This window comes from Novosphingobium sp. IK01 (assembly GCF_033242265.1).
Taxonomy (GTDB): domain Bacteria; phylum Pseudomonadota; class Alphaproteobacteria; order Sphingomonadales; family Sphingomonadaceae; genus Novosphingobium; species Novosphingobium pituita.
The window spans coordinates 2,107,992-2,134,711 of record NZ_BTFW01000001.1; the positions used below are offsets into that span (position 1 = coordinate 2,107,992).

The 26,720-nt window shown below is 68.5% G+C and carries 24 protein-coding genes; 17 read left to right on the forward strand and 7 right to left on the reverse strand.

Translation table 11 applies throughout. From position 1 onward, the window contains the following. Position 1: 1 nt before the first annotated feature. The gene (locus tag SBI20_RS09780; protein ID WP_317974851.1) at positions 2-640 is read right to left on the reverse strand and encodes a YqaA family protein; all 639 of its coding nucleotides are present in this window, start codon (positions 638-640) and stop codon (positions 2-4) included. Positions 641-1,099: 459 nt separating this feature from the next. On the opposite strand from SBI20_RS09780, the gene SBI20_RS09785 reads away from it, so the two are divergent. Beyond that, a complete protein-coding gene (locus tag SBI20_RS09785; protein ID WP_317974852.1) occupies positions 1,100-2,206 on the forward strand; it encodes an OmpA family protein in 1,107 nt (368 codons plus the stop codon). Between the two features lie 146 nt (positions 2,207-2,352). Continuing rightward, entirely contained in the window at positions 2,353-2,916 is a 564-nt protein-coding gene (locus SBI20_RS09790) for a superoxide dismutase family protein (RefSeq protein ID WP_317974853.1), read from the forward strand. Positions 2,917-3,019: 103 nt separating this feature from the next. On the opposite strand, the gene SBI20_RS09795 is transcribed toward SBI20_RS09790, so the two are convergent. Beyond that, entirely contained in the window at positions 3,020-3,781 is a 762-nt protein-coding gene (locus SBI20_RS09795) for an energy transducer TonB (protein WP_317974854.1), read from the reverse strand. Positions 3,782-4,018: 237 nt separating this feature from the next. On the opposite strand from SBI20_RS09795, the gene SBI20_RS09800 reads away from it, so the two are divergent. Then, a complete protein-coding gene (locus tag SBI20_RS09800) occupies positions 4,019-4,366 on the forward strand; it encodes a response regulator (RefSeq protein ID WP_317974855.1) in 348 nt (115 codons plus the stop codon). A 7-nt stretch (positions 4,367-4,373) separates the two neighbouring features. Here the strand turns inward: SBI20_RS09800 and fdhD are convergent, their stop codons facing one another. The 3 genes from fdhD to SBI20_RS09815 form a co-directional block, all read right to left on the reverse strand. Further along, entirely contained in the window at positions 4,374-5,168 is a 795-nt protein-coding gene (gene fdhD, locus SBI20_RS09805) for a formate dehydrogenase accessory sulfurtransferase FdhD (protein WP_317974856.1), read from the reverse strand. 11 nt (positions 5,169-5,179) lie between these two features. Further along, positions 5,180-5,752, reverse strand: coding sequence for a molybdenum cofactor guanylyltransferase (gene mobA / locus SBI20_RS09810; RefSeq protein ID WP_317974857.1), 573 nt, complete (start codon positions 5,750-5,752; stop codon positions 5,180-5,182). A 104-nt stretch (positions 5,753-5,856) separates the two neighbouring features. After that, positions 5,857-6,750, reverse strand: coding sequence for a LysR family transcriptional regulator (locus SBI20_RS09815; RefSeq protein ID WP_317974858.1), 894 nt, complete (start codon positions 6,748-6,750; stop codon positions 5,857-5,859). A gap of 292 nt (positions 6,751-7,042) precedes the next feature. On the opposite strand from SBI20_RS09815, the gene SBI20_RS09820 reads away from it, so the two are divergent. The 6 genes from SBI20_RS09820 to SBI20_RS09845 all read left to right on the forward strand — a co-directional run bounded on the left by SBI20_RS09820 (position 7,043) and on the right by SBI20_RS09845 (position 12,302). After that, positions 7,043-7,204, forward strand: coding sequence for a CBS domain-containing protein (locus SBI20_RS09820; protein ID WP_317974859.1), 162 nt, complete (start codon positions 7,043-7,045; stop codon positions 7,202-7,204). Further along, the gene (locus tag SBI20_RS09825) at positions 7,204-8,013 is read left to right on the forward strand and encodes an ABC transporter permease (RefSeq protein WP_317974860.1); all 810 of its coding nucleotides are present in this window, start codon (positions 7,204-7,206) and stop codon (positions 8,011-8,013) included. The genes SBI20_RS09820 and SBI20_RS09825 overlap by 1 nt, the downstream gene beginning before the upstream one ends. Next, positions 8,010-8,675 (forward strand): ABC transporter ATP-binding protein, encoded by a 666-nt coding sequence (locus SBI20_RS09830; protein WP_317974861.1) that lies wholly within the window; start codon positions 8,010-8,012, stop codon positions 8,673-8,675. The genes SBI20_RS09825 and SBI20_RS09830 overlap by 4 nt, the downstream gene beginning before the upstream one ends. Continuing rightward, positions 8,672-9,913 carry a hypothetical protein gene (locus tag SBI20_RS09835; protein ID WP_317974862.1) on the forward strand — a complete coding sequence of 414 codons (1,242 nt, stop codon included), beginning with the start codon at positions 8,672-8,674 and terminating at the stop codon, positions 9,911-9,913. The genes SBI20_RS09830 and SBI20_RS09835 overlap by 4 nt, the downstream gene beginning before the upstream one ends. A 45-nt stretch (positions 9,914-9,958) precedes the next feature. Then, complete coding sequence (locus SBI20_RS09840; protein ID WP_317974863.1) at positions 9,959-11,794, forward strand: polysaccharide biosynthesis/export family protein; 1,836 nt, start codon at positions 9,959-9,961, stop codon at positions 11,792-11,794. 157 nt (positions 11,795-11,951) lie between these two features. Beyond that, positions 11,952-12,302, forward strand: coding sequence for a hypothetical protein (locus SBI20_RS09845; RefSeq protein WP_317974864.1), 351 nt, complete (start codon positions 11,952-11,954; stop codon positions 12,300-12,302). Positions 12,303-12,409: 107 nt separating this feature from the next. On the opposite strand, the gene SBI20_RS09850 is transcribed toward SBI20_RS09845, so the two are convergent. Continuing rightward, positions 12,410-12,901: a hypothetical protein gene (locus tag SBI20_RS09850; RefSeq protein ID WP_317974865.1), complete on the reverse strand. Its 492-nt coding sequence runs from the start codon at positions 12,899-12,901 to the stop codon at positions 12,410-12,412. Positions 12,902-13,538: 637 nt separating this feature from the next. On the opposite strand from SBI20_RS09850, the gene wecC reads away from it, so the two are divergent. The 8 genes from wecC to SBI20_RS09890 all read left to right on the forward strand — a co-directional run bounded on the left by wecC (position 13,539) and on the right by SBI20_RS09890 (position 25,942). Next, on the forward strand, positions 13,539-14,822 hold the full coding sequence (gene wecC / locus SBI20_RS09855) for a UDP-N-acetyl-D-mannosamine dehydrogenase (RefSeq protein WP_317974866.1): 1,284 nt from the start codon (positions 13,539-13,541) through the stop codon (positions 14,820-14,822). 46 nt (positions 14,823-14,868) lie between these two features. Then, entirely contained in the window at positions 14,869-19,308 is a 4,440-nt protein-coding gene (locus SBI20_RS09860) for a glycosyltransferase (RefSeq protein WP_317974867.1), read from the forward strand. After that, positions 19,305-20,312, forward strand: coding sequence for a hypothetical protein (locus tag SBI20_RS09865; protein ID WP_317974868.1), 1,008 nt, complete (start codon positions 19,305-19,307; stop codon positions 20,310-20,312). Before SBI20_RS09860 ends, SBI20_RS09865 begins: the two co-directional genes overlap by 4 nt. Further along, complete coding sequence (locus SBI20_RS09870; RefSeq protein ID WP_317974869.1) at positions 20,312-21,367, forward strand: GSCFA domain-containing protein; 1,056 nt, start codon at positions 20,312-20,314, stop codon at positions 21,365-21,367. Before SBI20_RS09865 ends, SBI20_RS09870 begins: the two co-directional genes overlap by 1 nt. A 19-nt stretch (positions 21,368-21,386) precedes the next feature. Next, on the forward strand, positions 21,387-22,403 hold the full coding sequence (locus SBI20_RS09875) for a hypothetical protein (RefSeq protein ID WP_317974870.1): 1,017 nt from the start codon (positions 21,387-21,389) through the stop codon (positions 22,401-22,403). Continuing rightward, positions 22,400-23,452, forward strand: coding sequence for a right-handed parallel beta-helix repeat-containing protein (locus SBI20_RS09880; RefSeq protein ID WP_317974871.1), 1,053 nt, complete (start codon positions 22,400-22,402; stop codon positions 23,450-23,452). Before SBI20_RS09875 ends, SBI20_RS09880 begins: the two co-directional genes overlap by 4 nt. A gap of 33 nt (positions 23,453-23,485) precedes the next feature. Next, positions 23,486-24,529 carry a CgeB family protein gene (locus tag SBI20_RS09885; RefSeq protein ID WP_317974872.1) on the forward strand — a complete coding sequence of 348 codons (1,044 nt, stop codon included), beginning with the start codon at positions 23,486-23,488 and terminating at the stop codon, positions 24,527-24,529. 102 nt (positions 24,530-24,631) lie between these two features. Further along, complete coding sequence (locus tag SBI20_RS09890) at positions 24,632-25,942, forward strand: dicarboxylate/amino acid:cation symporter (RefSeq protein WP_317974873.1); 1,311 nt, start codon at positions 24,632-24,634, stop codon at positions 25,940-25,942. 121 nt (positions 25,943-26,063) lie between these two features. On the opposite strand, the gene nth is transcribed toward SBI20_RS09890, so the two are convergent. Continuing rightward, complete coding sequence (gene nth, locus SBI20_RS09895; protein ID WP_317974874.1) at positions 26,064-26,720, reverse strand: endonuclease III; 657 nt, start codon at positions 26,718-26,720, stop codon at positions 26,064-26,066.

Here is a 26,720-nt window from a genome sequence, read left to right on the forward strand (position 1 = left end):
CTCAGGCAGCCAGTGGCGCACTCTTTTCGCAGCGTTCCTTGGCGGCCTTGTTGCCGCCCCCGCCCAGCATCGTGGCCGCCACGAACCCGGCGATGACGAGAACGACGAACCCGGCCGTCACCAGCCCCAGATACTTGTCGATGAAGCGCTTGATCGGCGCCCCGAACAGGCGGAACAGCACGCCCACGATCATGAAGCTGATCGTGCGCGAAACCACGCTGGCCAGAATGAACGGCACCAGCGGCATGCCGATGAAACCCGCCGTGATCGTCAGCAGCTTGAAGGGGATCGGGGTCGCCCCCTTGATCACGATGATCTCCACCCCATACTCGCGCAAATAGCAGGCCGCCTTGGGGAAACTTTCCGAAAGGTGGAGCAGCGCGAGCAGTTGCGTGCCCACGCTGTCGTAGAGGAAGTGCCCGATCGCATAGCCCAGAAGCCCGCCCAGCACCGATCCGGCGGTGGCCATCGCGGCATAGCGCACCGCCTTCTTCGGCTCGGCCAGGCACATCAGCCCCAGCAGCGGATGGGGCGGAACGGGAAAGAAGCTGGCTTCCATGAACGCGAACAGGAACAGCCACCAGGCGGCCCGGGGATGTGCGGCCTTGGCCAGGGTCCAGTCATAAAGGCGGCGCAACATGCTCTTTTCGTATCCCGTCTTGGCCTCGTCGCGCCCTTACCTAGTCGAGCACACCGGAAACCACCAGAAGCCTTTGTTCCGGTCACAGGCCCCTGTGCAAACATTTGGCGCAGGCATTTGACACTGGCATTTCCCGATCCGGTCAGGTGGCCGGGCGACAGGCCGCATCCGGCCATGCGGGCGCGCCCGGCACGCGGAGAACCGGCCCTTCGCGCGCAACCCATCGCAGCCCTACGCCGCTCCATCGCCATTTTTTTGCGCGTCTCTCGGGAACCCCTCCCGCGCTGCTGCATTTGAGGGGGCACATGAGGGTGGTTTAAACCGGGAAATGGAAGCGATGACAACTGATGTAGTTGTTTTTCTGCAACACTTCGCGTGTCTGTCCGCTTGCATGAACTTAATGGAGCCGGTAGACAACCGCCACGACGTGGCATGATCTCGCACAAAAGGGGAAACGTAATGCGGAAACTGATCCTGGGCGTTGCCTTGGCATCAAGCGCACTGGCGTCGCCTGCCCTTGCTCGCAGCAAGAGCTGGTACGTTGAAGGCGATGGCGGCGTAATGCTGCAAGAAAACACCGACGTGAAGGTCAACGGCACCAGCAACGCGGCAACCTACGACAGCAAGACCGGCTACGACTTCGGCGGCATCGTCGGTTACGACTTCGGTGGCTTCCGCCTCGAAGCCGAAGGCAGCTATCGCCGCTCGAAGGCCGACAACCTGCTGAACAACAGCACGGGCGTCGCCTACTACCGTGACAATGGCGAAATCGCCGGTCACGCCAGCGCGCTCAGCTTCATGGGCAATGCCCTGATCGACTTCGGTCCCGACGACGGCCTCCAGGGCTTCATCGGCGGCGGCGTCGGCGTTGCCAAGGTCGACTACGGTGTGACCACCGCGGCCGGCATCCTCGACGATTCGGACACCCGCTTTGCGTGGCAGGTTCTGGCCGGCGTTCGCGCTCCGGTCAGCAAGCACATCGACGTGGGTCTGAAGTATCGCTTCTTCAACGTCAGCAACGTGAACCTCGTGGGTTCGTCGGGCAGCTGGGCCGGTGCCGATATCTCGGGCCGCTTCCGCTCGCACTCGATCCTGGGCACGCTGACCTACAACTTCGGTGGCGAAGAAGCGGCTCCCCCGCCGCCCCCGCCGCCCCCGCCGCCGCCCCCGCCGCCTCCGCCCCCCCCGCCGCCTCCGCCGCCCCCGGCTCCGGTGTGCAACAAGGGCCCGTACATCGTGTTCTTCGACTGGAACAAGTCGGACATCACGCCTGAAGCGGCGACCATTCTCGACAACGCCATCACCCAGTATGGCAACTGCGAGACCGTTCCGATCATGCTGGCCGGCTACACCGACCGTTCGGGCACGCCCAAGTACAACCTTGGCCTCTCGAAGCGTCGTAACGAATCGGTCCAGGCTTACCTGACCGCGCACGGTGTCCCCGCTGCGTCGATCACCAGCCAGGCCTTCGGCGAAGCCAACCCGCGCGTTCCGACCGCCGACGGCGTTCGCGAACTCCAGAACCGTCGCGTGGAAATCACCTACGGTCCGGGTTCGGGCAACTGAGTTCAGTGTTCGGGCCCCAACCGGCCCGAACACCAGACTTAGCCAAAACGAAGAGGGGCCGGAGAAATCCGGCCCCTTTTTGTTGGTCTTGCCACTGCCCTTCACCCCCGCGCGCCTCCCCAGGCCTCCTTCAGGACACCCCTCCCATGCGCACCGCCCCTTTCTCCCGTGTCGCCATGCTGGCCACGGGCCTTGCCACCGCCCTGTCGCTGGCCGGTTGCACCACCGACGGCCCGAAGAGCACGCCTGCCCCCAAGGCGCAGGTCGTTGCCAATGCCTCGCTGATGCTCGCCAATGGCGCCAGCGCGGGCACCGCCGAACTGCTCCAGTTTCCCGGCGGCTATCGCGTCCATGTCGATGCCCGTGGCCTGACGCCGGGCGTTCACGGCATTCACCTGCACACGACCGGCAAGTGTGACGCGCCCGGCTTCACCACCGCCGGTGGCCACCTCAACCCCGAAGGCCGCCAGCACGGCGCCGACAACCCGGCTGGCGCCCACATGGGCGACCTGACCAACCTGACCGTGGCAGCCGACGGCACCGGCGCGCTCGATTTCACGCTCCATGGCGGCGCCGATACCACCGGCCCGGCCCTGTTCGATGCCGATGGCACCGCCCTCGTCATCCACGCCGCCCCCGACGACTACAAGACCGACCCGAGCGGCAACAGCGGCGCGCGGCTGGCCTGCGGCGTCTTTGTCCGGCAGTAAGCACGCGCGTGTTCTGATTTTCAAAGGTATTGAAGAACAAGGGATAACGCAGGGGGCAGGGCCCCCTGCACCCCATTATCTTTGGATGGGGCAGTGCCTCTGGTCAGGGCGCCCACCAGCGCTGCTCCCAGCCGTAATCCGCCGCCACCGGGTTCCCGTCGCGATCCAGCGCCGGGCGAAAGCGGAAGCGTTGGAGCGCGAGGCGGCAGGTGATCGCATCGGCTTCGTCGTTGCCGCTCGGGGCGTGGATGCGGCATCCGGTCGGATGGCCATCGGTTCCCACGCGCAAGACGATGATCACCCGCTTTCCGGCGCGATCGGCGCGGCCTTGCGGCGGATAGTCGCGCGCGGCGGTAATGTCTCCGGCGGTCTTGACCGGCTTGCTTGCCCCGCCCCCGCCGCCCATGCCGTCTCCGCTGCCACCCGCCCCGGTGCCGTTTCCGGCAAGGCCGCCCCCGGTGCCCGCCCCGCTGGCCCCCGCGCCAGACAGGGTCTGGTTGCCATCGGCAGCAACCCGCGCCGCCGGAGGAGCGGCCAGCACGAAACGCGGCGGCGGGGCGGCAACGGCGATGGGCCGTGCCTTGCGCCCCATCGCACCGGTCGCGCCCGCGCTCTGGCGCGCAGCAGCGCGGGGATGGGGGGCCGGGGCCGTTGCAGGCGGTTCGAGCGGGATCGCCTCGGCCACGAGGCCGGGCAGGGATTCCCGCACGAGCGCCACCACCCCGCCCGCCAGCCCATGAACCAGCGCCCAGATCAGGCCGACATGCAGCAAGGCCACCAGCACAGCCACCGCGACCGTGCGCCCTCGCCCCTCGGGGAGGGCAAGGCCCCAGAAAAATCGACCGGAGATCGGGGGACGAATCATGGCCCGTACCAACACATTCCTTCGGTAAAACCCGAAACCGGGCCCGGTTCCCGGCCATCGGCTTCATCGGGTCGACAAGCCAGGGCGTGGCCGCCAGGAGACAGAACAGCCCCCATCCGGGCAAATCGCATGATCGGGTGTATCGCGGCCTGACCGGATAGGCTAGGCTGGCGCCCTGTAAACATCGGGTTCCGGACACATGGTCCGGCGCGGCCGAAGGACCGCCGAGATTGGATCATGCGAATTCTGGTTGTCGAGGACGAGCCCTTGCTCGCAATGCTGCTGGAAGAGAACCTTGCGGATCTCGGCCATGATGCGGTGACGGCGGTCGCCACGGTCGATCAGGCGCTCTGCGCGCTCGATCAGGGGCCCGTCGATGCCGCGCTGCTCGATTTCTCGCTGGGCAGCGACACCACCTCGGTTCCCGTGGCCCTGCGCCTGCGCGAAGAGGGCACGCCGTTCTTCTATCTCTCGGGCCATGCCTCGTTCGATCCCGATGCGGGCGCGCCCGAGGCGCCGCTGCTGGCCAAGCCGGTCAGCCTCGACGCGCTGCGCGATGCGCTGTCCTCGCTCGCCAGCACCTGAGCGCCCTTCAGCTTTCCAGAAAACTGTCCCCCCGCGCAAGGCTGACCAGCCGCAGGCCATGATCGCGCGCACGGTCGGCCGCCAGGGTCGAGGCCGCCGAAACGGTGACCAGCAAGCCCACCCCGGCAATCACCGCCTTCTGCACCAGTTCGAAGCTGCACCGCGCAGTCAGCACGACGAAACCGCTCGCCGGATCGGCCCCCGCGCGGGCCAGCGCGCCGATCAGCTTGTCGAAGGCATTGTGGCGGCCCACGTCCTCGCGCACGGTCAGGATCGTGCCATCGGGCGCACAAAAAGCCGCAGCATGGGCCGCCCGCGTGGCCCGGCCCAGCCGCTGGTGATCGCCCAGCGCCGCCGTCGCCCGGAAAATCGCCGCATCCGCAATATCCTCGCGCGGCTGCACCTGCGGCAAGGGCCGCAGGACCTGTTCGAGACTCTCGATTCCGCAGAGCCCGCAACTCCCCTCGGCCAGCCGCAACCGCGCGCGTTCGAGCAGGGGCGCCGCCGCATCGAGCGCCAGATTGATCCGCAGCATCCAGCCGCGCCCCGGAATCTCCGCCTCCTGCGCCGACACGAAAGCCGCAGGGTCGGCGATCAACTGCTCCGACAGGCAGAAGCCCAGCGCATAGTCTTCCAGATCGGCGGGCGTGGCCATCATCACGGCATAGCCCATGCCGTTGATCTCGATGGCCACGGGCGCTTCCTCGGCCAGCGCGCGGGTGATCGGCACGCTGGCGGCGCCATCGGCGAAATGCTCGGCAAAGGCGCGCGGACTGGCGCCTTTCACCTGATCGACAGTCACGGCTAACTCCTTCATGCGCGGCCCCCCTCGCCACCGTCACGGCCCTGAGCCGCCGCCAGATCGGCAGGCGTGTTGATATTGCCCGGCGCGTGCGGAAACGTGACCATGCGCGCGCCCAGCGCCTGCGCCAGCGCCCGCAGCGAATGGCGCCCGTCACCGGCCAGAATGGCATCGACCACCGCGCCCGCCCCGGCGGGCCAGTGGCCGATCACCGGCTGGCTTTCGCAACAGGCCGGAGGCGGCGCCAGCAGGGCCAGCCCCTCTGCGTCGATCCCCACGCTATCGACCGCCACGGTCAGCACGCTGGCATAGCCATGGGCCGCCCCATGGTGAAGCGCGGCGGCGATCCCGCCCAGCGGCCCCATGCCGCCACGCGGGCGATCCGCCAGACAGACCTGCCCCGGCACCGTGCGCCCGACCACCACGACCCCGTCGCAATGCGCGCCCAGCATGGCGATGGCGCGGTCGAGCAGGCTGCGCCCGTCGAGCAGGGCCAAGGCCTTGTCGCTGCCAAAACGGCTCGACAGACCGCCCGCCAGCACTGCGCCCAGAACGCGTCCCGGCTTCTGGTTCGGCTCGCCCATGCGTTTCAACTCCGATCTGGCAGGGTCATCCATGGCCTCCGGTGTGCGCCGCGCGCGCCCGTCCGGTCAAATCGAATTCCCGAAGACCTGATAGACCAGTCCTATCAAACAGCACCCAGCGTGCGCGCCACGGTCAGCGCCGCCTTGGCCAGCGGCCCCATCGGCTGGCGGTCGAGCACGAGCAGCCCCAGCCGCTGCGCCGGATGGATGTCTGCCGCCATCGGGCGCACATCGAACCCGGCCAGCCCCTCGACCAGCCGCGCATAACCATCGGGCACGATTGTCGCGAACTGTCCCGAACCGACCAGCGACAACAGCGCCACGAGGCTGTCGGCCACCGCGCGCGGTGTCGCCGAAAGCCCCCGCGCGGCGAACTGCGCGTCGAGTATCCGGCGATACTGCATCCCCCCGTGGAGCAGCACCAGAGGCCGCGCCGCCGCCGCTGCCCATTCGACCACCGCGCCCTCCTCTCCCCAGTCACCCCCGGACGGCGCGACATGCAGGAACCCCTCCTCGGCCAGCGGCACGGCCACGACATGGGCCGGGGGATCATGATCGAGGTATGTCAGCCCGGCATCGCACGAAAGCGCGGCCAGATCCTGCTCGATCTGGCGCGAGGGCGCCTGCTGCACCGCCAGCGACAACCCCGGATAGCGCTGCAACAGCGCCGCGCCAAAGCGTCCGACGAGCGGCAGCGCCGAGGGAATCGCCGCCAGCCGGAACGGCCCGGAGAGCGGCGCACTGGTGGCCGCCACGGCCTGGGTCATGCTGCCCATGGCCCCCAGAATCTGCTCGGCCCAGGGCAGCATCGCCTCGCCCTGTTCGGTCAGCCCGACAAAGCGCCGGTCGCGCTCGACCAGCCGCTTGCCCAGTTCCTGTTCGAGCGCCACCAGCCCCGCCGAAAGCGTGGGCTGCGAAACCCCGCATTCCGCCGCCGCACGGGCAAAATGACGGTGGCGCGCAAGGGCCACGAAATACCGCAGATGGCGCAACTGCATGGCCCGGCGCAGACTCCTCCAGAACTGAGAGACCGGCTCTATCACGGCAGGGCCGGAATTCCATCGCCCCCGCTCCTGCGCGCAAGGGGAAACCGCAGCCATCACGGCTCCAATCGCTTCATTCCCGTGCGATCCACACGCCCGCGCCGCCTCAGTAGCGATTACTAAGGGTCATCCCGATGAGGCCATGATCCGAACGGACAGGAACGAGGCGCAAACCATGCCAGCCGACCCCGCACGCCCTTCCACACCCCCATCTCCCCCGCTTTTCCTGGTGGGTCACAGCACGCCCATGCGCGCGGTGCTGCGCCTCATGGCCGAGCGGGACCTGCCGATGGTGGGCGTGGTCGATCCGCTCGGGCGGGTGGTCGGGGCCATCGGCGATGGCGAATTGCGCCGCCACCTCCACGGCCTCCTCGTGGCCTGCGCCCACGACGTCATGCGCCCGGCCTGATGGACCAGACCTTCCCCCCCCTCACGCGCCCGCCCCGCCCGCCACTGGTAGTCACGCTGTGCGTCTGGCGTGCGCTCATGCTGCGCGAGGCGCTGGCCCGGCTCTTTGCAACGCGCATTTCATGGGCCTGGGTCCTGTTCGAGCCGGTGTTCCATGTCGCTTACCTGCTCGCGCTCTATGCCGCCGTGCGCATTCATGCGGTGGGCAACCTCGACACGCCGGTGTGGATCATGGTCGGCATCCAGACCTACTTCCTCTTCCGCAAGACCGCCGATCACGTCGCCGGGGCCCCGGCGGACAACAGCGCGCTCTTTGCCTATCGGCAGGTCAAGCCGGTCGACACGCTGATCGCGCGGGCCCTGCTCGAAGGGGTAACCTGGCTGGTCGTCACCGCGCTGCTGGCCGGGGGTCTCGCGCTCTGGGGCCATCCTTTCGCGCCGGACACGCCGCTCACAATGATCGCCGCCTGGGTGGCGATGTGGCTGCTGGGCACCGGCTTTGCGATGATCGTCTCGGCCTCGACCGCGCTCATGCGCGAGACGCGGCAAATGCTGCACATCGTGCTGCGCCCGCTCTACCTGATCTCGGGGGTGATGTTTCCGCTCGCCACGCTGCCCGCGCCCTGGCGGCAGGTGCTGATGCTCAATCCGCTCGCCCACGGGGTCGAACTCGCGCGCATGGGGCTCTCGCGCGGCTATCACGCCGTGCCCGAGACGGACGCGGGCTATCTGTGGGGCTGGGTGCTGGTCGTGGTCGGGCTGGGCCTGTCGCTGCAACTGACCCTCGCGCACAAGGTCGCGGCGCGGTGATCGTCGCGCGCGGCCTCTCCAAACGCTACATGACCGCCCATGGCGCGGGCCCATGGGTGCTCGACGACGTGAACTTCGTGATCCCCCCGCGCGTGAGCGTGGGCATCCTGGGGGCCAACGGCGCGGGCAAGTCCACCCTGCTGCGCATTCTGGCGGGCGTCGACAAGCCCACGCGCGGGCAAGTGGAACGGCACTGCCGGGTGTCGTGGCCGCTGGGCTTTGGCGGCGGGCTTCAGGGCACGCTGACCGGGCGGCAGAACGCGCGCTTCGTCTGCCGCATCCACGGCCACGAGGACGACATCCCCGAACGCCTCGCCCGGATCGCCGAATTTGCCGCCCTGGGTGACCGTTTCGACCAGCCGATCCGCACCTATTCGACCGGCATGGCCGCGCGGCTGCGCTTTGCCATCTCGCTGGCCTTCGATTTCGACGTCTACATCTCGGACGAGGCGACGGCAGCGGGTGATGCCACCTTCCGCGCCCGCGCGGCGGCCGAATTCCGCCGCCGCGCCAGCCAGGCCAGCGTGATCATGGTCAGCCACGATCCGGGCACGCTCAAGCGCTTCTGCACGGCAGGCATGCTGCTCCACGCAGGCAAGCTCACCTGGTTCGACCATCTAGGCGACGCCGTGAAGGCCTATAAGGACACCCTCCCCAAATGACCGCGCCCACGATCCTGGCCGATCCGCCCTCTTCGCATCCGCCCACTTCCCATCCGCAACACGCGGATCAAAAGCCCGCCCCCGCTGCCGAGATACCAGCCATGGCCCCATCCTTCCCCCTGCCCGCCCTGCGTCCTGCCCGCCGCGCCTTGCGTGTGCGCCACATCGTGCTCGGTCTGGCTACGGCAAGCTCGCTGCTGGCCGGGCTCTACTGGGGGCTGCTCGCCTCGGACCTCTATGTCTGCGAGGCGCAAGTCGTGGTCGTGCGGGCGGACATGGGCGGGGTCGATCCGGGGGGGCTGGGCGGATTGCTCTCGGGCCTGCCGGGCGGGGGCAACCGGGCCGACCAGATGCTGCTGCGCAGCCACCTGCTCTCGCTCGATATGCTCGCCCGCCTCGATGCAGAGCTGCACTTGCGCCAGCGCTATGCCGATCATGCCCACGATCCATTGGCCCGCCTTCGCGATGCCCATGCCCCGCTCGCCCGCTTTGCCGATTACATGAAGCGGCGCATCGCAATCGATTACGACGACAACGAAGGCGTCCTCCATGTCGAGGCGGCGGCCTTCGATCCCCAGACCGCGCAGGCCATCGTCGCCACGATGCTGCGCGAAGGCGCGCAGTTCATGAACCGCAACGACCACCGCCTCGCGCAAGTGCAGGTCGATTTCCTCTCGGGCGAGGCCCAGCGCATGGGCGCCCGCAACGAAGCTGCGCGCAAGGCCCTGCTCGCCTATCAGAACAAGGCCGGGATGGTCTCGCCCGAAGACACCCTGCAATCGGTTGCAGGCACCATCGCCCAGCTCGAGGCGCGGCGCAGCGCCTTGCAGACCCAGTTGGGCACGCTCGAAGCCTATCTCGTCCCCAGCCATCCCGATGTCGTCGCCTTGCGCCAGCAGATCGCGGCGGTCGATGGCGAACTCGCGCGCGAGCGGGACCGCGCCGCCTCGAACGCGCCCGGCGCCCTCAACCGCAGCGCCGACGCCTTCCGCCAGCTCGAACAGGAAGCCCAGTTCAGCCAGGGCCTCTACCAGACCACGCTGGCCGCGCTCGAAAAGGGGCGGATCACCGCGATGCAGGCGATGAAGCAGGTCTCGGTGATCCAGTCGCCCAGCCTGCCCGAGTATCCCGCCCGGCCCCGCCGCTTCGTCAACACGCTGGTCTTCACCCTCGCCGCCTTCCTGACGGCGGGCATCGCGCTGCTGCTGGTGGCCGTGGTGCGCGACCACATCGATTGATCCCATTCCCGGCTCCTTTTGCGGGGCCTGCCAAGGACTGCGCCCATGCGCCCCACTCGCTTCCTGATGATCAGCCTCCTGATTGCCGGCCCGACTCTCAGCTCCCCTTGCGCGCTGGCGCAGGGCCTGCCGCCCGGCCTTGCCGGTCAGGCGCTGCAACAGGCCGACCCGGCCACACTGGCCGCGCTGGTCGGCTCGCTGGGGCCGGGCGCGGTCGCTTCGGCCACCGGGAATGCCGCCACCACGGCCCCCGTCCCGAATGGCATGGCCGCGCCGACGCTGCCCTCGATCGTCCCCACGCTGGCCACCCCGCTGGCGACCGCCATCGACGCGGGCGCCCCGCCGGTCGTGCCCGGCGCGATGTCCCCGCTCGACAGCGCGGCCAATCTGGCCAGCCCGGTCTTCGGCGCGCGGCTGTTCACCGGGGCCTTCGCCCGCGCCGGGTCCGCGCGATTCAACCCCGATTACATGGTCACCCCCGGCGACAGGGTGGTGCTGCGACTGTGGGGCGCGTTCCAGTTCGCGCAAGTCCAGACGGTCGATCCGCAAGGCAATGTCTTCCTGCCCAATATCGGCCCGGTCGCGCTGGGCGGCGTGCGCAATGCCGATCTGCAACGCGTGGTAGCGGGCGCCGCGGCGGGCACCTTTCGCAGCAATGTCTATGTCTATGCCGCGCTGGCCGAGGCGCAGCCGGTGCGCGTCTATGTCGGCGGCTTCGTGCGCCGCCCCGGCCTCTATGATGGCACCAGCATGGACGGCCTGCTCCACTATCTCGATGCGGCAGGCGGCATCGACCCGGATCGCGGCACGTTCATCGATGTCGAGGTCAAGCGCGGCAGCCAGGTGCGCGCCCGCGTCAACCTCTACCAGTTCCTGTTCCGGGGCCTGATGGCGCCCGTCGCGCTGGCCGATGGCGACGTGATCTTCGTGGGCCCCCGCCAGCAGACGGTGACGGTGACGGGGCTGGCCAACAATCCCAACATCTTCGAATTTCCGCGCCAGTCCCACCCGACAACCGCCGATGTCATGCTGCTCGCCGCGCCCCAACCGGCCGCCACCCACATCCGCATCACCCGGATGACCGGCCCTGTCCGCAATGTCGAATATCACCCCATCGCACAGGCAGGCGCGGTGCCGGTGGCCGATGGCGACACCCTCGAATTCACCGCCGACAAGAAAGCCGGCACGATCACCGTGCGGATCGAGGGCGAGCACGACAGCGCGCAGGAATATGTGCTGCCCTATGGCGCGCGGCTGGGCGATCTCCTGCGGCAGGTCCACTTTTCAGACCGCTCGGACGAGGCGAGCATCCAGCTTTTCCGCCAGAGCGTCCACGACCGCCAGAAGACCATGCTGGAGACCAGCCTGCGCAGCCTCGAACAATCGGTGCTCACCGCCCGCTCGGGCACCAACGAGGAATCGCAATTGCGCCGCAACGAGGCCGATCAGGTGCTCGCGTGGATCGACCGCGCGCGCAAGGTCGAACCCATCGGCCAGGTCGTCGTCGGACATGGCCCCACGCGCGACGATCTCCTGCTCGAAAACGGCGACCTGCTGCGCGTCCCCACGCGCGACGGGCTCGTGCTGGTCAGCGGCGAAGTGCTGTTCCCCAATGCCGTCGCGTGGCAACCGGGCCTCGATGCGCAAGCCTATGTCGCCCGCGCGGGCGGCTTCACCCCCAACGGGGCCCACAAGCGAATCGTCGTTGCCCATGCCGACGGCAGTTTCGAGGACGTTGCCCCCACCAGCCAGTCGCTGCGCACCGGCGACGAACTGCTCGTCCTCCCCCGGCTCGACACCAAGTCGCGCCAGATGTGGAAGGATATTACCCAGATCCTCTACCAGCTCGCCGTCAGCGCCCGTGTCGTGCTGGGCCTGTAACCTCCCGGCGAAGCGCCAGAAGCTCGCCTTCACCACATGAAATCAAGCACCTGACCCCATCCCCTGTTAACACATTTTTCCAATTGTGTTCATAGCCCCTGCAGGTTGCAACGGCTAGATCCAGACCCAGCAAGGATCACCAAAAAGGGATATCTCCATGTTCAAGTCATCCAAGGTCGGCGTGGTGTCTGCTGTTGCGGCACTGGCCACTTTCGCCACCGCCGCCATCCCCACCACGTCGTTCGCCCGCGACAATGGCCGTGATCGCTATGAGGACTCGCGCTATGACAACCACGGTCGCGACCGCCGCGACTACCGCCACCGCTGCGGCAGCGGCGACGGCGCCGTAGGCACGATCGCGGGCGGCGCGGGCGGTGCCCTGCTCGGCAATGCTCTGGGCGGTGGCACGCTGGGCACGATCGCCGGCGGCGTCGGCGGCGCCCTGGTCGGCCGCACCCTCGACAAGCAGCACACCCGCAACCGCAACCGCGAACGCAACGGCTGCTGAAAACACCCGTAAATCACGCAAGCCGCCGCATTCCTTGCCGGACTGCGGCGGCGTTTGTTTTTCCACTTCCTGTTAAAGCGGGCACTCTGCGGCCACCCCATGGCCGATCAGGGTGTATGCGCAGCAGACAATTCCGCTGCCGGGTATGCGGCTAACTCCGCACGCAACTGGCGGATGAACGGTTCGGGGTCGTCGACCCGCAAGGCGATCACGTGAAAGGCGGGTCTGCGTCGTTTGAAGCCCTCGCGGGGGAGCGGGGCGCACAGCGACAGCATGACATTGGGCCAGAACAGGAACGCCGTGTTCCAGGTCGGAGGCGCGCGCACGCTGTCCGGGGCGACCTCGGTTTCGACATGGGCCAGTGCGGAAAAGGGAATCAGGCGGTCGAACAACACGCCACCGCGCAAGCGCAGGCCATCGGCTTCGAGCAGGATCGGGCGCAAGCGGAACGACTTGATCAGGCCGACCAGAGTGACCAGCGCCACACTGCTGATCAGCGACATGATCAGAGCCGCCGTCCGGCTCCAATGGCTCACCAGCAGGTGAACCACCGTCAGTTCCACCAGCGACAGGCACAACAGCGCCACCCCCATCGGCATGATCTGCTGATGGTAGGAAAAGGCCCGCGCCCCGTCGGGAACGTCGGGCTCGTCCCCCCACCGGAACAGGGCGATCCGAATTGCTCCAGTTTAGAATTAAATACTGAGTATTGGCGCGAATGTACTTCGCGATTGCACCGGGATTGATTGCTTCCGGATGTTTCCATGCTCGCCAAGGGAGGAAAACTAAGTGATCCTCCGTTCATCAGTTCAAGCAGAAGGAAAGTGGGAGGGGCGAAATCGTGAGCCTGACATCGCAAGATCCGGATCACGAGGCATAACCGCAAGGATTGGCCGCCAGCGTGGCGGCGGCTCCGGCCATCCATCCACTGGCCGAACCGCCGCCCGCACCGGCTGATTTCCGCATGTGTTCGGGCCTGTCAGGGGTGCCCGTTTCGGGAGCCTCCTGTTCAGGGCTTCCTATGCAGAGGGCGCCATCTGGAAATGGCATTCCAAGACGCCGTTCGAGGGCGCCTGTTCAGGCCCGACATCACCTGTCTGGCCCTCGCCCTACCGTTTTTTGGGCAACGTCCATCGTAGCGTGGCGAAATTAAGCCTTTCGCCACGGGGAAACACGTAAGGAAAGGGGGATAGCGCCATGGCCACAGCGGCGCCTTTGAGGGATGAAACCGAAGAGATGATGACCCCTGCCCACCGCTTCAAGCGGGTCTCCGTGATCGGCCTTGGCTATATCGGCCTGCCCACTGCTGCCGTCTTTGCGTCCCGCGGGATCGAGGTGATCGGCGTGGACGTCAACGAGATCGCGGTCCAGACCATCAACAAGGGGCGCATCCACATCGTCGAGCCCGACCTCGACATGGTGGTCCACGCCGCCGCGCGCGAGGGGCGCCTGCGCGCCACGCTCACGCCCGAACCGGCAGACGCCTTCCTGATCGCCGTGCCCACACCGTTCCGCGAAGGGCACGAGCCCGACCTTTCCTATATCGAGGCCGCCGCCAGGGCGATTGCCCCGGTTCTGGTCAAGGGCAATCTGGTCGTGCTCGAATCGACATCCCCGGTGGGGACGACCGAGCAGATCGCCGCCTGGCTCGCCGCCGAACGGCCCGATCTTTCCTTCCCGCAGGACGCGGGCGACGAGGCCGACATCCGCATCGCCTATTGCCCGGAGCGCGTGCTGCCCGGCCATGTCCTGCGCGAACTGGTGGAGAACGACCGCGTGATCGGCGGCTTGACCGCGCGCTGCTCGGCCGAGGCGGTTTCGCTCTACAGCACGTTCGTGAAGGGGGAATGCGTGGTCACCACCGCGCGCACCGCCGAGATGTGCAAGCTGACCGAAAACGCCTTCCGCGACGTCAACATCGCCTTTGCCAACGAACTGTCGATCCTGTCGGACAAGCTGGGCATCAGCGTGTGGGAACTGATCCGGCTGGCCAACCGCCATCCGCGCGTCAACATTCTCCAGCCCGGCCCCGGCGTGGGCGGCCATTGCATCGCGGTCGACCCGTGGTTCATCGTCAACCGCAACCCGAATGAGGCAAAGCTGATCCACAGCGCCCGGCTGGTCAACGACAGCAAGCCGCACTGGGTGGTCGACAAAGTGATGGAGGCCGCCCGCGCCGTCGCCGCGCGCAAGGGTTGCGCGCCCGAGGAGGTCCGCGTGGCCGCCTTCGGCCTCGCCTTCAAGCCCGACATCGACGACTTGCGCGAAAGCCCGGCGGTGGAAATCGTCAAGGACCTCGCCGCCCGCTTCACCCGGCCGATTCTGGCCGTGGAACCCAATATCGCCGCCCTGCCGCCTGCCCTGTCGGCCTGCGGTGTCGAACTGATCGACGGCTTTGCCGCTCTCGATCAGGCCGATGTCTGGACCCTGCTGGTCGATCACCGCCCGTTCAAGACCGTCTCGCCCAAGCGGCGCGACGGGGTGGAGATCGTCGATGCGCGCGGGATCTGGACGGACTGACCACCCTCGCACAGCCCCGCCCGGCGCGGGGCCCCATGGGGAGCCGATGATCGAAGCCCGTACCCATGACCCCGCCGCTCCGCAGCCCTCCTCTCCCTCCAGCCCGCCTGCCCCCCCTCTCCATTCCCATGTTCGCCTGCTCGGGCCGGAAGGCCTGAGCCACCGCGAAGACGCCCCCGAAGGCACCAAAGCCGGGCGTGACAGCACCGGGGATGTCGAGATCGATGGGACCGCCCTCGCGGATGTGTCCTTTGCGCCCACGCCCGTTCAGGCCGCGCCCCTCCGGTTTTTCCCCGCGCCCTCTCCCGATCCTTGTACCCTCGTGCGGGCAAGCGCGGCGGGCCCCACCGCATCTCCGGTCATGGCCGGGCCTCTTGCCGCCGGGGCGCCGCCTCCGGCTGACCCTATGCCCGCCGCCCCTGTGTTCGCCGACACCATGCTGGCCGACCTGCTGGCCTGGCGCCAGCGCGCCGAGCAGGCCGAGCACCTGGCTGCGCTGGCCAAGGCCCAGGCTCTCGAACAGGAACGGCTGATCGAGGCCTATGAACTGCGCGAGCAGGTCGTCATTCAGGACATGCCCTATCAACTGGGCGCGCTGCTCATCCGCAGTTTTCGTTCGCCTGTCGGGCTCTGGCGGCTGCCCTCCGGGCTGCTGGCCTTGCGGCGCAAGGCGCGGCGGGCCAAGGCGGCCCCGGCAAGGGCCAGCGTCCCGATGCTACGGCCTGCCAAGGACCTGAGCCATGCGAGCAAGGCCCCGGAAGCGGTGCTTCTGCCTGCTCCGCCGATCACCCGCGCCCGGCAACGCGCGCTCGAACAGGCCCGCGCCGAGGAAGAAGCCCGTGCGAAGGCCGAGGCCCTCGCCGAGAGCCAGGCCCTCGCCCGCGCGCAAGCCGAAGTGGAAGCCGCCGCACAGGCCGTTGCCAGGGCTGCGGCCCAGGCCGCCGCACAAGCCGAAGCCAGGGCAAGCGCCCAAGCGCAGGCGGAGGCGCGCGCGGAAGCGATGGCCCGCGCAAAAATCCTGACAGAACAGGCGCGGACCCTGTTGCCCGACGATCCGGCGGGCGCGGCGCAGGCCGCCATGGCCGCCCATGCCGCCGATCCGCGCCCGTGGCGGGCCAAGTGGCTGGCCTTCCGGCTCTATGACATCGGCCAGTTGCGCCAGCCCGCCGCCTTGCTGGCCGGATTGCCCGCCGATCTCGCGCTCAGCCCGTCGGAAGACTTGCGCGTTCGCCAGATCGAGGCGCAGGCCCGCCTGCTCGACCAGGGCCTCTCGCTGCCAGAACCCGCGCGCAAACCGGCCTATGAGCCATGCCCGCGCAGCCTGCTCTATTGCGCGGCAAGCGCGCTGCCCTGGCATACCAGCGGCTATACCACCCGCACACAGGCGCTGCTTCAGGCCCTTGCCGCCCATGGCGCCGGGGAGGATCCACAGCAGGCCATCACGCTGACCGCGCTGACCCGCGCCGGCTACCCGTGGGACCGTTCGGACAGCACGGGCACGCCCGAAGACATCACCTCGCATCACGACGGGATCGACTGGCACCATGTGCGCCATCCCTCGCAGTCCATGCCGCTCGATCTCTATGTCGCGCGGGCGGCCATCGGCATCGCGCGCGTGGCCCGCAACGCACAAGTGGCGGTGATCCATGCCGCGTCCAACCATGTCAACGCGTTGCCCGCGCTCGTCGCCGCCCGGCGGCTGGGGATCCCGTTTCATTACGAGATGCGCGGGCTGTGGGAGCTGAGCCGGGCGGCCAATGTCGCCGGGTTCGACCAGAGCGAGCGGTTCGCGCTGGGGCTGGCGCTCGAAGCGCAAGTCGCCCACGCGGCGGACCACCTCCATGTCATCTCGCGCCCGCTGGCCGATCATGTGATCGCGCGCTGGGGCATTGATCCGGCGCGGGTGACGATCCTGCCCAACGGCATTGACGCCGCCCGCTTTGCCGCCATCGCACCGCCACGCGCCGCCGCCTTCACGCTGGGCTATGCCGGGGCGCTGGTCGGCTATGAAGGGCTCGACCTCCTGCTCGACGCGCTGGCCCTGCTGCGCGCGCAAGACCGAACGATTGCGCTGACGATCATCGGCGATGGTCCGCTGCGCGAGGCCCTCGAACAGCAGGCCCTGCGGCTCGGGCTGGCCGGACAGGTCCACTTTGCCGGACGCCTTGCGCCCGACGAGGCCCGCGCGCGTCTGGCCACATGCCATGCCACCGCCCTGCCCCGCCGGGCCAGCCCGGTGACCGAACTGGTGCCCCCGATCAAGCTGGTCGAGGCCATGGCGCTGGGCGTCGTGCCGGTCGTGCCCGACCTGCCGGTCTTCCGCGCCGAGGCGCGCGACGGGGAAACCGCGCTGTTCTTCCGGGCCGACGATGCCGCCAGTCTGGCGCAAGCCATTGCCCGCCTGCACGACGATGGCGCGCTCACCCGCCGCCTGGGCGAAACTGCGCGCGCCCATGCGCTGGGCACCCGCGACTGGGCGCAGCAGGCCGCCGCCATCGCCGCGCATCTGCCCGCTCCACCCGAACCACTGCCCGAAACCACGGCTGCGGAGGACGGTGCCGCGCCAGAACCGGAACCCGAAGTCGTCCCCTTCCCCGATTGCCTGCCCGACAAGCCCGCGCTGATCGCCGCCGTGGCCGATCAGGGGGCCGCGCCCGCGCTGGCCGCGCTCGACGCGGTCGACTGGGACGACGATGCCGGGCGTGCCGATGGGGCCTTGCGCCTCGCCGCCCTGCTGGCCGAGGCTGACCTGCACGAAGCCGGGGCCGTTCTGGCCGAGGAAGCGCTTACCCGCGACCGCTCGCCCGCCACGCTGCTGCGCGCCTATGCCGCCTTTCAGCGGGCGGGGCAGTTCGCCCGCTGCGACGATCTTCTCGCCGAGCTGGACCACCACCCGGCCCGCCATACCGACAAGGCCCTGCCCGCGCGGATCGAACGGTTGCGGCAGGGCTATGCCGGGCAGCTCGACATGCTGCGCCTGATCGGTCCGCGCCGAGCGCGGGTGATGCCGCCGGTGCCCGGTCGGCTGTGCTATGTGCTGCACAATTCCCTGCCCTGGACTTCGGGCGGCTATGCCACGCGCAGCCACGGGCTGGCCCGCGGGCTTCAGGACGCCGGGTGCGAGGTCATCGTGCTCTCACGGCCCGGTTACCCCTGCGACGTTCTTCCCGCAGCCGAGACCGAATCTTTGCCCGAAGAGGATGTGATCGAGGGCATCCGCTATCTGCGCACGCCCAGGCCTTCGCGCGCCAAGATGCGCTATGCCCGCTATGTTCCGGCGGCAGCGGCCGCGCTGGAGGCCCGTTTTCGCGCCTTGCGCCCTGCCGTGGTCGTGGCCGCCTCGAACCATGTCGTTGCCCTGCCCGCGCTGATCGCGGCGCGACGGCTGGGCATTCCGTTCGCCTACGAGGTGCGCGGCTTCTGGGAAGTGACGCGCATGTCACGCAACGCAGCCTATGCCCGGACGGCGGCCTACAAGGTTCAGGAACTGCTCGAAACCGCGATTGCCCGGCAGGCCGATCAGGTCTTCACGCTGACCGCGCCGATGCGCGAGGAACTGGCCGGGCGCGGGGTTCCGCCCGAACGCATCGCGCTCCTGCCCAATTCGTGCGATCCCGCGCGCTTTCAACCGGCCCGCCTCGATCCGGCAGGTTCCACCATGCCGCCCCATCCGCTGTTTCCCCAAGGGGTTCCGGTGATCGGCTATGTCGGCACTTTCGTCGACTACGAGGGGCTGGAAGATCTGGCGCTGGCCTGCGCCCGGTTGAGGCGCGAGGGGCGGGAATTCCGCCTGCTGCTGGTCGGCAGCGAGAACACCAGCGGACAGGATGCCCGGCCCGAGGCGAAGACGGACGCAACACCGGGTGCCCAGCCGGCCGATCAGCCCGACACACAGCCGATCCCCCCCGCCGATGAGACAGACAATCTGGAAGGCACGCCGGAAAACGGGCCCGACGACTTGGCCGAAACCGCGCCTGACGAGGCTGTTCCCCTCGGCCCGATCAGCCAGGCGATTGCCGCCATCGCGCAGGACGGCGGCTTTGCCGACTGGCTGATCATGCCCGGCCGCGTGCCTCACGAAGAGGTCGAGAACTGGTACGCCCGGATCGACATCTGCCCGTTCCCGCGCAAGCCATGGCCGGTGTGCGAGATGGTCTCGCCGATGAAGCCGCTCGAAGCGCTGGCGATGGAAAAGGCGGTGGTCGTGCCCGATGTGCGCGCACTGGCCGAGATGATCACGCACGAGGCCACCGGCCTTGTCTATGCCAAGGGCGATATCGAGAGTCTGGCTGCCGCGCTGGCCCGCCTGCTCGACGATCAGGCCTTGCGCCAGACACTGGGGCGGCAGGGCCGCGAATGGGTCGTGGCCGAGCGCACCTGGGCCCGAACCGGCGCGACCGCCTGCGCGCTGCTCGCCCCGTTCCTCGCCCAGTCCCTCCCCCAATCCCCCGCCACCACGCCTTGCCCGCAGGAGGATGCCGCATGATCGAGCTTACCCCCTTCATCCGCCAGTTGCGGCGCAGGATGGCCGCCCTGACACCCGGTCCCAACCGCTTTGCGATCAGGACCGGCACGGTGCCTGTCCACTTCCGCGTGCATTTCGTGCCCGGCGCCACGGGGATGCTCGTCTCGTTCCATGGGGCGACCTGCCGGGCGCGGCGCGAGGCGCCGATCTTCAACGCCTTCAACCCCGATCTGACCGCGCTGCATCAGGTGAGCGTGAGCGATCCCTCGATGCAGCTTCCCGGCGATTTCCGCATCGCGTGGTTTGCCGGGCACGAAGGGTTCGACACCCCCGCCCTGTTCGCCCGCGTCTTTCGCGACATGGCGCGCACACTGGGCGTGGAGCGCACGCTGTTCTTCGGGACATCGGGCGGCGGCTTTGCCGCGCTGGTGCAATCGCATGCCATGCCCGGATCGGTCGCGGTGGTGGTCAACCCGCAGACTTCGATCCTGCGCTATCATCCCACGCTCGTCGAACCCTATCGGCAGGCCTGCTGGCCCGCGCTGGCCGGGAACGAGGATCTGGCCGGGGCGATAGAGGCCGATTGCACCCGCCTCTATGGCGAGGGGTTCCGCAACACGGTGATCTATATCCAGTCACTGGGCGACCGGCATCACTATCGCGCCCACATGCTGCCCTTTGCCGCCGCCATTTCGGCCCGCGCGCAGGCCGACCGCGTGCTGTTCCACACCCGCTACAACGGGGTTCACGGCCACAGCCAGAGCCGCGAGGACTATGCCGACTGGCTGCGCGCCGCCGCGCTCAGCCCCTCGACCGCCCCGCTCGACCTGCTCGACACCTGGCACGGGTTGAACGCCCCCGCACGAACCCGGAACGCGCAAGCCCAAAGCCCCCAACCGCACCCCGCGCCCGCCTCCTTCCCCCGCAGCGACGACACGCGCCCCGCCGACATCCAGACCAGCGCCCGGCTCGAAACCTGGCTGGAGCGGCAATCCGCCCCCACCCCCGCACGGAAGGCTGCCTGATGATCAATCCCTATCGCGGGCGCCCGACACGCGCGTTCTGGAAGGCCGCCGTGGCCCAGCGCCATCTGGCCGATATCGACGAACTGTGGGCGCCCATGGCGCTTACCCCGGCCGACCGCATCGCCACGGCGGGAAGCTGCTTTGCCCAGCATATCGGGCAGGCGCTGGCCCGGCGCGGCGCGCATTTCCTCGATTGCGAGCCGCCCCCGCCGATCTTTGCCGATACGGAGGAAGCGCGCCGCTTCGGCTATCGCGTGTTCTCGTGCCGCTATGGCAATGTCTATACCGCGCGCCAGATGCGCCAGCTCGCCGAGGAAGCACTGGACCTGCGCCCCCCGTGCGAGACCGTGTGGGAGCGCGAGGGCCGTTTTTACGATGCGCTGCGCCCCGGCGTCGATCCGGTCGGGCAGGCCAGCGTGCAGGCCGTGCGCCATGCCCGCCGCCTCCATCTGGCCGCCGTGCGCACGATGCTCAAAACGCTCGATGTCATGGTCTTCACGCTCGGGCTGACCGAATGCTGGGAAGATCTGGCCGACGGCACGGTCTATCCGGTCGCCCCCGGCACACTGGCGGGCAGTTTCGATCCGCAGGCCCATGCCTTCCGCAACTTGCGCCATGGCGAGGTTCTGGCCGACATGGAGGCGTTCTGGGCCTTGCTGCGGCAGGTCAATCCGGGCGCGCGCATGCTGCTGACGGTCTCGCCCGTGCCGCTGATGGCCACGGCGACGACCGCCCATGACCATACCGGGGGGCATGTCCTGCCCGCCACGATCTATTCCAAGTCGGTGCTGCGCGCGGTGGCCGGTGATCTGGCCGATGCCCATGCCGATATCGCCTATTTCCCGTCCTACGAGATCATCACCGGCCATCCGGCGCGCGGGATGTTCTTCAACCCCGACTTGCGCACGGTGAACGCCATGGGGGTCGATCTCGTCATGCGGCACTTCTTCTCCGGGCCGCTGGAACAGGCCTTTGCCGCCCATGCCCCCGGCACCGATCCGGCCCCCGAAGGGGAAGCCATCTGCGAGGAAGGCCGCATCACCGAAACGCTCTGATCCGCGAAAGGACCCTGGCATGGACCCGCTGCATCCGTCCGACACCCCGACTTCCCCCCTGCTGCTGCCTCCCCCGCCTGCCGCGTCCGGGCCGGAGCCTTCCGGATCACCGCGCCCGCTGGAAACCTTCGTCGTGCTGTGCGGCATGCCGCGCTGCGGGACGCGCCAGTTCGCCGATTTCCTCAACCGTCACCCGCGCCTGTGCCTTCAGGGCGAAATTCGCGGCACCCTTCTGGGCACGATCCGCGGCGCGCTCGAAGCGGCCCAACAGGCCTACCCCAGGGGCTATGCCGCGCGCGCCTTTCGCGAAAAACGCGCGCGCGGGGTGATCGACCTGTTCGGCCTGCTGTCCAAGGGCAACCGGATCACCAAGCAGGGGGCCGACATCCACGGCTTCAAATGCCCGCAGATGGAGCGCCAGCAAGGCCACATCACCGCCATCGTGCGCCCGGCGTTCAAGCGGCTGGTCTGGCTCCACGCGATCCGCAACCCGGTCGACTGCTGGCTGTCGCTGCGGGCGATGCCATGGTTTTCCGACGATCCCGACCAGTTCGTCGAGCGCTATTGCAGCAGCCTCGATTACGCGCGCGCAATCGCAGAACGAAGTGGGGCAGAACGGGGCGGGACGGAAACCGGTGCGCCCCCCGTGACGGCAGGCGCGCCGGCCCCCACCTTGGCCATGGGCACGACCATCGCCGCGCTCGACCTCGACGCCTTCATCGCCAGCGCCGACAAACCCGGCTGGCTCGGCCAGCACCTGTTCACCCCGCTCGGCCTTGCCCCGAGCGCCGCCGAACTGGCCCATTTCGCCGCGACGACCGACAATCGCAATGCCACCACCCGCGCCACGGGCGCCGCGCGGTCCCGCATGCTCGATCCCGCCGACCACGCCCGGTTCGAACACCATGCCCCCCGGCTCGAAGCGGCCATCGCCGCCTACAACGCGCGGCTGGGCACGCAACTGGCCCTGCGCCTGCCCCCGCTCCATGAGGCCCGGATCGAAGCGGAACCGGCCGACGCGAGGCACGCGGCATGAGCCCCCGGTTCTCCCCGGCCCGATTTCCGCCCGGAGCATGGGCCGGTGTCCTGCTGGCCCTGCTCGCGCTCCTTTGCGCCGGGGGACCGGCCCGTGCGGCCACGCTCTATCTTGCCCCCACGGGCAGCGATGCCGCCCCCGGCACCAGCCCCGGAACAGCTCTGGCCACGCTGGGCGCCGCGCTCGCCCGCGCGCAGATGGCCGCGCCGGGCGAGGAAACCCGCGTGCTGATCCTGCCCGGTGTCTATCGCGGGCAGACCATCGCCATCGACGGGCGCCGCCTGCACGGCCCCCTCACGCTGATGGGCCAACAGACGGCCCCTGCTGCGCCCCCGACCTTCGTGGGCACCGGGCGCGAGACGTGGCTGCGCCTGCGCGCCGCCGAAGGGCAGGACAGCGGGTTGACCGTCAAGGGCCTGCGCATCGTCCACTATGCCACCGCGATCACCCTGAACGGCAACCGCGAGGATCCCGCCGCCTTCAATCGCGGCACCGTGCTGGCCGATCTCGTGCTCGAACAGATCGGCAGCGACACCTTGAATGGCGACGGCACCGATGGGCCCTCCCGCCCGTCAACCGCCGCGATCCGCCTGGTCAACGCGCGCGACACCACGATCCGGGGCGTGACCTTCCGGGCCATCCGCAACAACCCGCCGCAGACCTGCCCCGGCCTCCACGCGATCTATCTGGCCAGCCATGCCACGGGCGCGCGGATCGAGGGCAACACGTTCGCCGATTTCTGCGGCAGCGCGATCAAGCTGCGCGACGATTCCGGCGGGGCGACGATCACCGGCAACCGCTTTTCCGGCGCGGATGGCGCCCCCGCGATCGAGGAATGGTTCTGCGACATGGACCGCACCGACGAATGCACCAAGGCTGCCGGGGAATGCCCGTCGACCGGAATCGTGATCGGCCCCAACGACTTTGGCGCGATGCCCGCCAGCCTGCGCATCCGCGTGCGGGGCTCGCGCGCGCAGCGGCCCTGGTGCCCGCCGGGCAGCGCCCGAGCGCCGCGTTTCATCCTGCCGGGCGGCAAAACCCTGCCCTGACGCCCCCCGCCTCCCCTGCAAAGGAACCGTGCCATGGCCTTTGCGGCCCCTTCCCCCTCAATCGAACCGGCTTCCACGCTGAAAATCGCGCTGGTCGCCGACGAACTGACCCGCGCCTGCCTGACCCCTGAATGCCGCCTCGTCGATGTGCCGCCGCTCACCACCACCTGGGGCTTCCATCGCTTCCTGAGCGCCGCCCGGCCCGACATGCTGCTGGTGGAAAGCACATGGCAGGGCCCCGCGCAAAGCTGGCGCTATCGCGTGGCCAGTTCTCCGCGCCATGCCTGGCTGCGCAGCAACCGGCGGCTGCGCCTGCTCGTGCGCGTGGCGCGCGACATGGGCATTCCCACGGTGTTCTGGAACAAGGAAGACGGCGTCCACTTCGACCGCTTCATCGCCAGCGCGCGCCTGTTCGAGCATGTCTTCACGGTTGATGCCAATTGCCTCGACCGTTATCGCACGGTCATGGGGGCGCAGGCCTCGGTCCATGTCCTGCCCTTTCCGGTCCAGCCCGCCTATCACCGGTTCACCGGCTTTGCCTTCCGCCACCATCAGGCCGCCTTCGTGGGCAGCTACAGCACCCATATCCACCAGACCCGCCGTGCGTGGCAGGACATGGCCTTTTCCGCCGCGCTCGACAGCGGGCTGGGCCTGACGGTCTATGATCGCAATTCGGCACGCCCCTCGCGCATCTATCGCTATCCGCAGTGGGAGGGGCTGGCCGTGCACCCTGCGGTCGCCCATTGCGAGACGGCGCGCATCTACAAGGATCACGTCGCCTCGCTCAACGTCAACACCGTCACCGATTCCGCCACGATGTTCTCGCGCCGTCTGGTCGAGATCCTGGCCTGCGGGGGAATTGCCGTCACCTCGGCGTCCCGCTCGGTCGATGCGCTGTTCGCGCCCTATTGCCACGTCGTGCGCGATGCCGATGAAGCGCGCGACCTCTTCGCGCGGCTGCGCCATGGTCCGGCGCCCGATGACCTCGACCGCGCAAGGGCGGGCGCCGCCCATGTCGCCGCCCACCACACCTGGGACCAGCGCCTGGCCGAAATCGCGGCGGTCGTGCGGGTATAGGCGCGCAGATATAGGCGCGCGGGTATAGACGCACCGCATGCCCTTGCCTCCCTGCCGTGGCCCGCTAGTGTCATTTGCAATCGAACAGGGGAGCACGACATTTTGGCCCGGCGCCTAACGCTGTATATCATCATCGCCATGATTCTGGGCATCGCCACCGGCTATGCCCTGCACCAGTCTTTCCCGGCAGACAGTCCGACCCTGGCCAGCGCGGCGCAGACGCTCAAGCTTCTGCCCGACGTGTTCCTGCGCGCGATCAAGATGATCATCGCGCCGCTGATCCTCTCCACGCTGATCGCGGGCATCGCGGGCATGGGCGACAGCAGCGCGCTGGGGCGCATCGGCGGGCGGGCGCTTGGCTGGTTCATGGGCGCCAGCCTGCTCTCGATCAGCCTGGGGCTCCTGCTGGTCAACCTGTTCCGGCCGGGTGACGGCCTGCGTTTTGCCGCGACCGAGAAAATCGGCACGCTGGATACGGCCGATTTCACCGTGCACCACTTCGTGCTCGAAATCGTGCCGACCAGCCTGTTCGACGCGATGGCGCAGAACAACGTGCTGCAAATCCTCATCTTTGCGGTCTTTGCCGGGCTCGCGCTGTCCGCACTGGGCGAAAAGGGCGCGCCGCTGCTGCGCGGGGCCGAAGCCCTCGCCGCGCTCATGCTCACGATGACCGACTATGTGATGAAGGCCGCCCCGCTGGCGGTGTTCGGCGCGCTGGGCGCGGTCGTGGCGACGAAGGGGCTGGGCATCATCGCCACGTATGGCGTGTTCGTCTCGGAATTCTTCTTCTCGCTGCTGCTGCTGTGGTGCGTGCTGGGCGGGCTGGGCGCGATCTTCCTGGGGAAGCGCATCCTGCTGCTTGCGCGCTATATCCGCGAGCCGCTGCTGCTGGCCTTTTCCACCGCCAGTTCGGAAAGCGCCCTGCCCAAGCTGTTCGAGCAGCTCGACCGCTTCGGCGTGCCGCGCCGCATCTCGGGCTTCGTGCTGCCGCTGGGCTATTCGTTCAACCTCGACGGCTCGATGATGTACACGAGCTTTGCGACGATGTTCATCGCGCAGGCCTACAATATCCCGCTGTCCATCGGACAGCAGATCGCCATGCTGCTCACGCTGATGGTCACGTCCAAAGGCATCGCCGGGGTTCCCCGCGCGAGCCTGGTGGTCATCGCCGCCACGCTCACCCAATTCGGCCTGCCTGTCGAGGGGATCGCGCTGCTGCTGGGCGTGGACACGTTCCTCGACATGGGGCGCACGGCCACCAATGTCGTGGGCAATGCCATCGCCACCTGCGTCGTCACCCGCTGGGAGGGCATGTTGCAAGTGCCGCTCGATCCCGATGCGCCCGAGCCCGTGCCCCCGCACGATACGCCCGAGCATGGGCGGCGGGGGCTCAATCTCGATCCTGAGCAGTAAAAAGGGGCCCCTCCGTCAGCCCTTCGGGCGGCTTGCCTCCCCATTTCATGGGGAGGACCTTCCCGATCCTCCCCGCTTGCGGGGAGGGGGACCACCCGCGCAGCGGGTGGTGGAGGGGCAATCAGCCCGCCTTCTTCCCCGGCTTCTCCAGCACCTTGCCCTTGAACGCACACAAATCCACCACCGGACAGCGCCAGCACTCGGGCGTGCGCGCCTTGCAGATATAGCGCCCGTGCAGGATCAGCCAGTGATGCGCGCCTAGCCGGAAGGGGCCCGGCACTTTCTTGTCGAGCCCGGCCTCGACCGCCTCGGGCGTCTTGCCCTTGGCAAGGCCGGTACGGTTGCCCACGCGGAAAATGTGGGTGTCGACCGCGAAAGTCTCCATCCCGAAGGCGGTGTTCAGCACGACATTGGCGGTCTTGCGCCCGACACCGGGCAGCGCGGTCAGCGCCTCGCGACTCGCCGGAACCTCGCCCCCATAATCGCGCACGAGGATTTGCGAGAGCGCGATGACGTTCTTGGCCTTGGTGTTGAACAGCCCGATCGACTTGATGTGCTCTTTCAGCCCCTCCTCGCCCAGCGCGACCATCTGCGCAGGCGTCTTGACCTCCTCGAACAGACGCTTCGTGGCCTTGTTGACCCCCACGTCGGTCGCCTGGGCCGAGATCGTCACGGCCACCAGCAACTGATAGGTATTGCCATAAGCCAGTTCGGTTTCCGGCGCCGGGTTGGCCTCGGCCAGACGGCGGAAGAACTCGAAGATCTGGTCCTTCTTCAA

What these genes read in the sequence shown, in the direction of transcription:
- SBI20_RS09795 (WP_317974854.1), bottom strand. Translation starts at nt 3,781, where the DNA reads ATGATTCGTCCCCCGATCTCCGGTCGATTTTTCTGGGGCCTTGCCCTC.
- SBI20_RS09850 (WP_317974865.1), bottom strand. Translation starts at nt 12,901, where the DNA reads ATGCCGATGGGGGTGGCGCTGTTGTGCCTGTCGCTGGTGGAACTGACG.
- SBI20_RS09835 (WP_317974862.1), top strand. Translation starts at nt 8,672, where the DNA reads ATGACCGCGCCCACGATCCTGGCCGATCCGCCCTCTTCGCATCCGCCC.
- SBI20_RS09845 (WP_317974864.1), top strand. Translation starts at nt 11,952, where the DNA reads ATGTTCAAGTCATCCAAGGTCGGCGTGGTGTCTGCTGTTGCGGCACTG.
- SBI20_RS09825 (WP_317974860.1), top strand. Translation starts at nt 7,204, where the DNA reads ATGGACCAGACCTTCCCCCCCCTCACGCGCCCGCCCCGCCCGCCACTG.
- SBI20_RS09875 (WP_317974870.1), top strand. Translation starts at nt 21,387, where the DNA reads ATGGACCCGCTGCATCCGTCCGACACCCCGACTTCCCCCCTGCTGCTG.
- SBI20_RS09870 (WP_317974869.1), top strand. Translation starts at nt 20,312, where the DNA reads ATGATCAATCCCTATCGCGGGCGCCCGACACGCGCGTTCTGGAAGGCC.
- mobA (WP_317974857.1), bottom strand. Translation starts at nt 5,752, where the DNA reads ATGGGCGAGCCGAACCAGAAGCCGGGACGCGTTCTGGGCGCAGTGCTG.
- wecC (WP_317974866.1), top strand. Translation starts at nt 13,539, where the DNA reads ATGATGACCCCTGCCCACCGCTTCAAGCGGGTCTCCGTGATCGGCCTT.
- SBI20_RS09880 (WP_317974871.1), top strand. Translation starts at nt 22,400, where the DNA reads ATGAGCCCCCGGTTCTCCCCGGCCCGATTTCCGCCCGGAGCATGGGCC.
- SBI20_RS09860 (WP_317974867.1), top strand. Translation starts at nt 14,869, where the DNA reads ATGATCGAAGCCCGTACCCATGACCCCGCCGCTCCGCAGCCCTCCTCT.
- SBI20_RS09820 (WP_317974859.1), top strand. Translation starts at nt 7,043, where the DNA reads ATGCGCGCGGTGCTGCGCCTCATGGCCGAGCGGGACCTGCCGATGGTG.
- SBI20_RS09800 (WP_317974855.1), top strand. Translation starts at nt 4,019, where the DNA reads ATGCGAATTCTGGTTGTCGAGGACGAGCCCTTGCTCGCAATGCTGCTG.
- SBI20_RS09815 (WP_317974858.1), bottom strand. Translation starts at nt 6,750, where the DNA reads ATGCAGTTGCGCCATCTGCGGTATTTCGTGGCCCTTGCGCGCCACCGT.
- SBI20_RS09840 (WP_317974863.1), top strand. Translation starts at nt 9,959, where the DNA reads ATGCGCCCCACTCGCTTCCTGATGATCAGCCTCCTGATTGCCGGCCCG.
- SBI20_RS09780 (WP_317974851.1), bottom strand. Translation starts at nt 640, where the DNA reads ATGTTGCGCCGCCTTTATGACTGGACCCTGGCCAAGGCCGCACATCCC.
- SBI20_RS09865 (WP_317974868.1), top strand. Translation starts at nt 19,305, where the DNA reads ATGATCGAGCTTACCCCCTTCATCCGCCAGTTGCGGCGCAGGATGGCC.
- SBI20_RS09790 (WP_317974853.1), top strand. Translation starts at nt 2,353, where the DNA reads ATGCGCACCGCCCCTTTCTCCCGTGTCGCCATGCTGGCCACGGGCCTT.
- SBI20_RS09885 (WP_317974872.1), top strand. Translation starts at nt 23,486, where the DNA reads ATGGCCTTTGCGGCCCCTTCCCCCTCAATCGAACCGGCTTCCACGCTG.
- SBI20_RS09785 (WP_317974852.1), top strand. Translation starts at nt 1,100, where the DNA reads ATGCGGAAACTGATCCTGGGCGTTGCCTTGGCATCAAGCGCACTGGCG.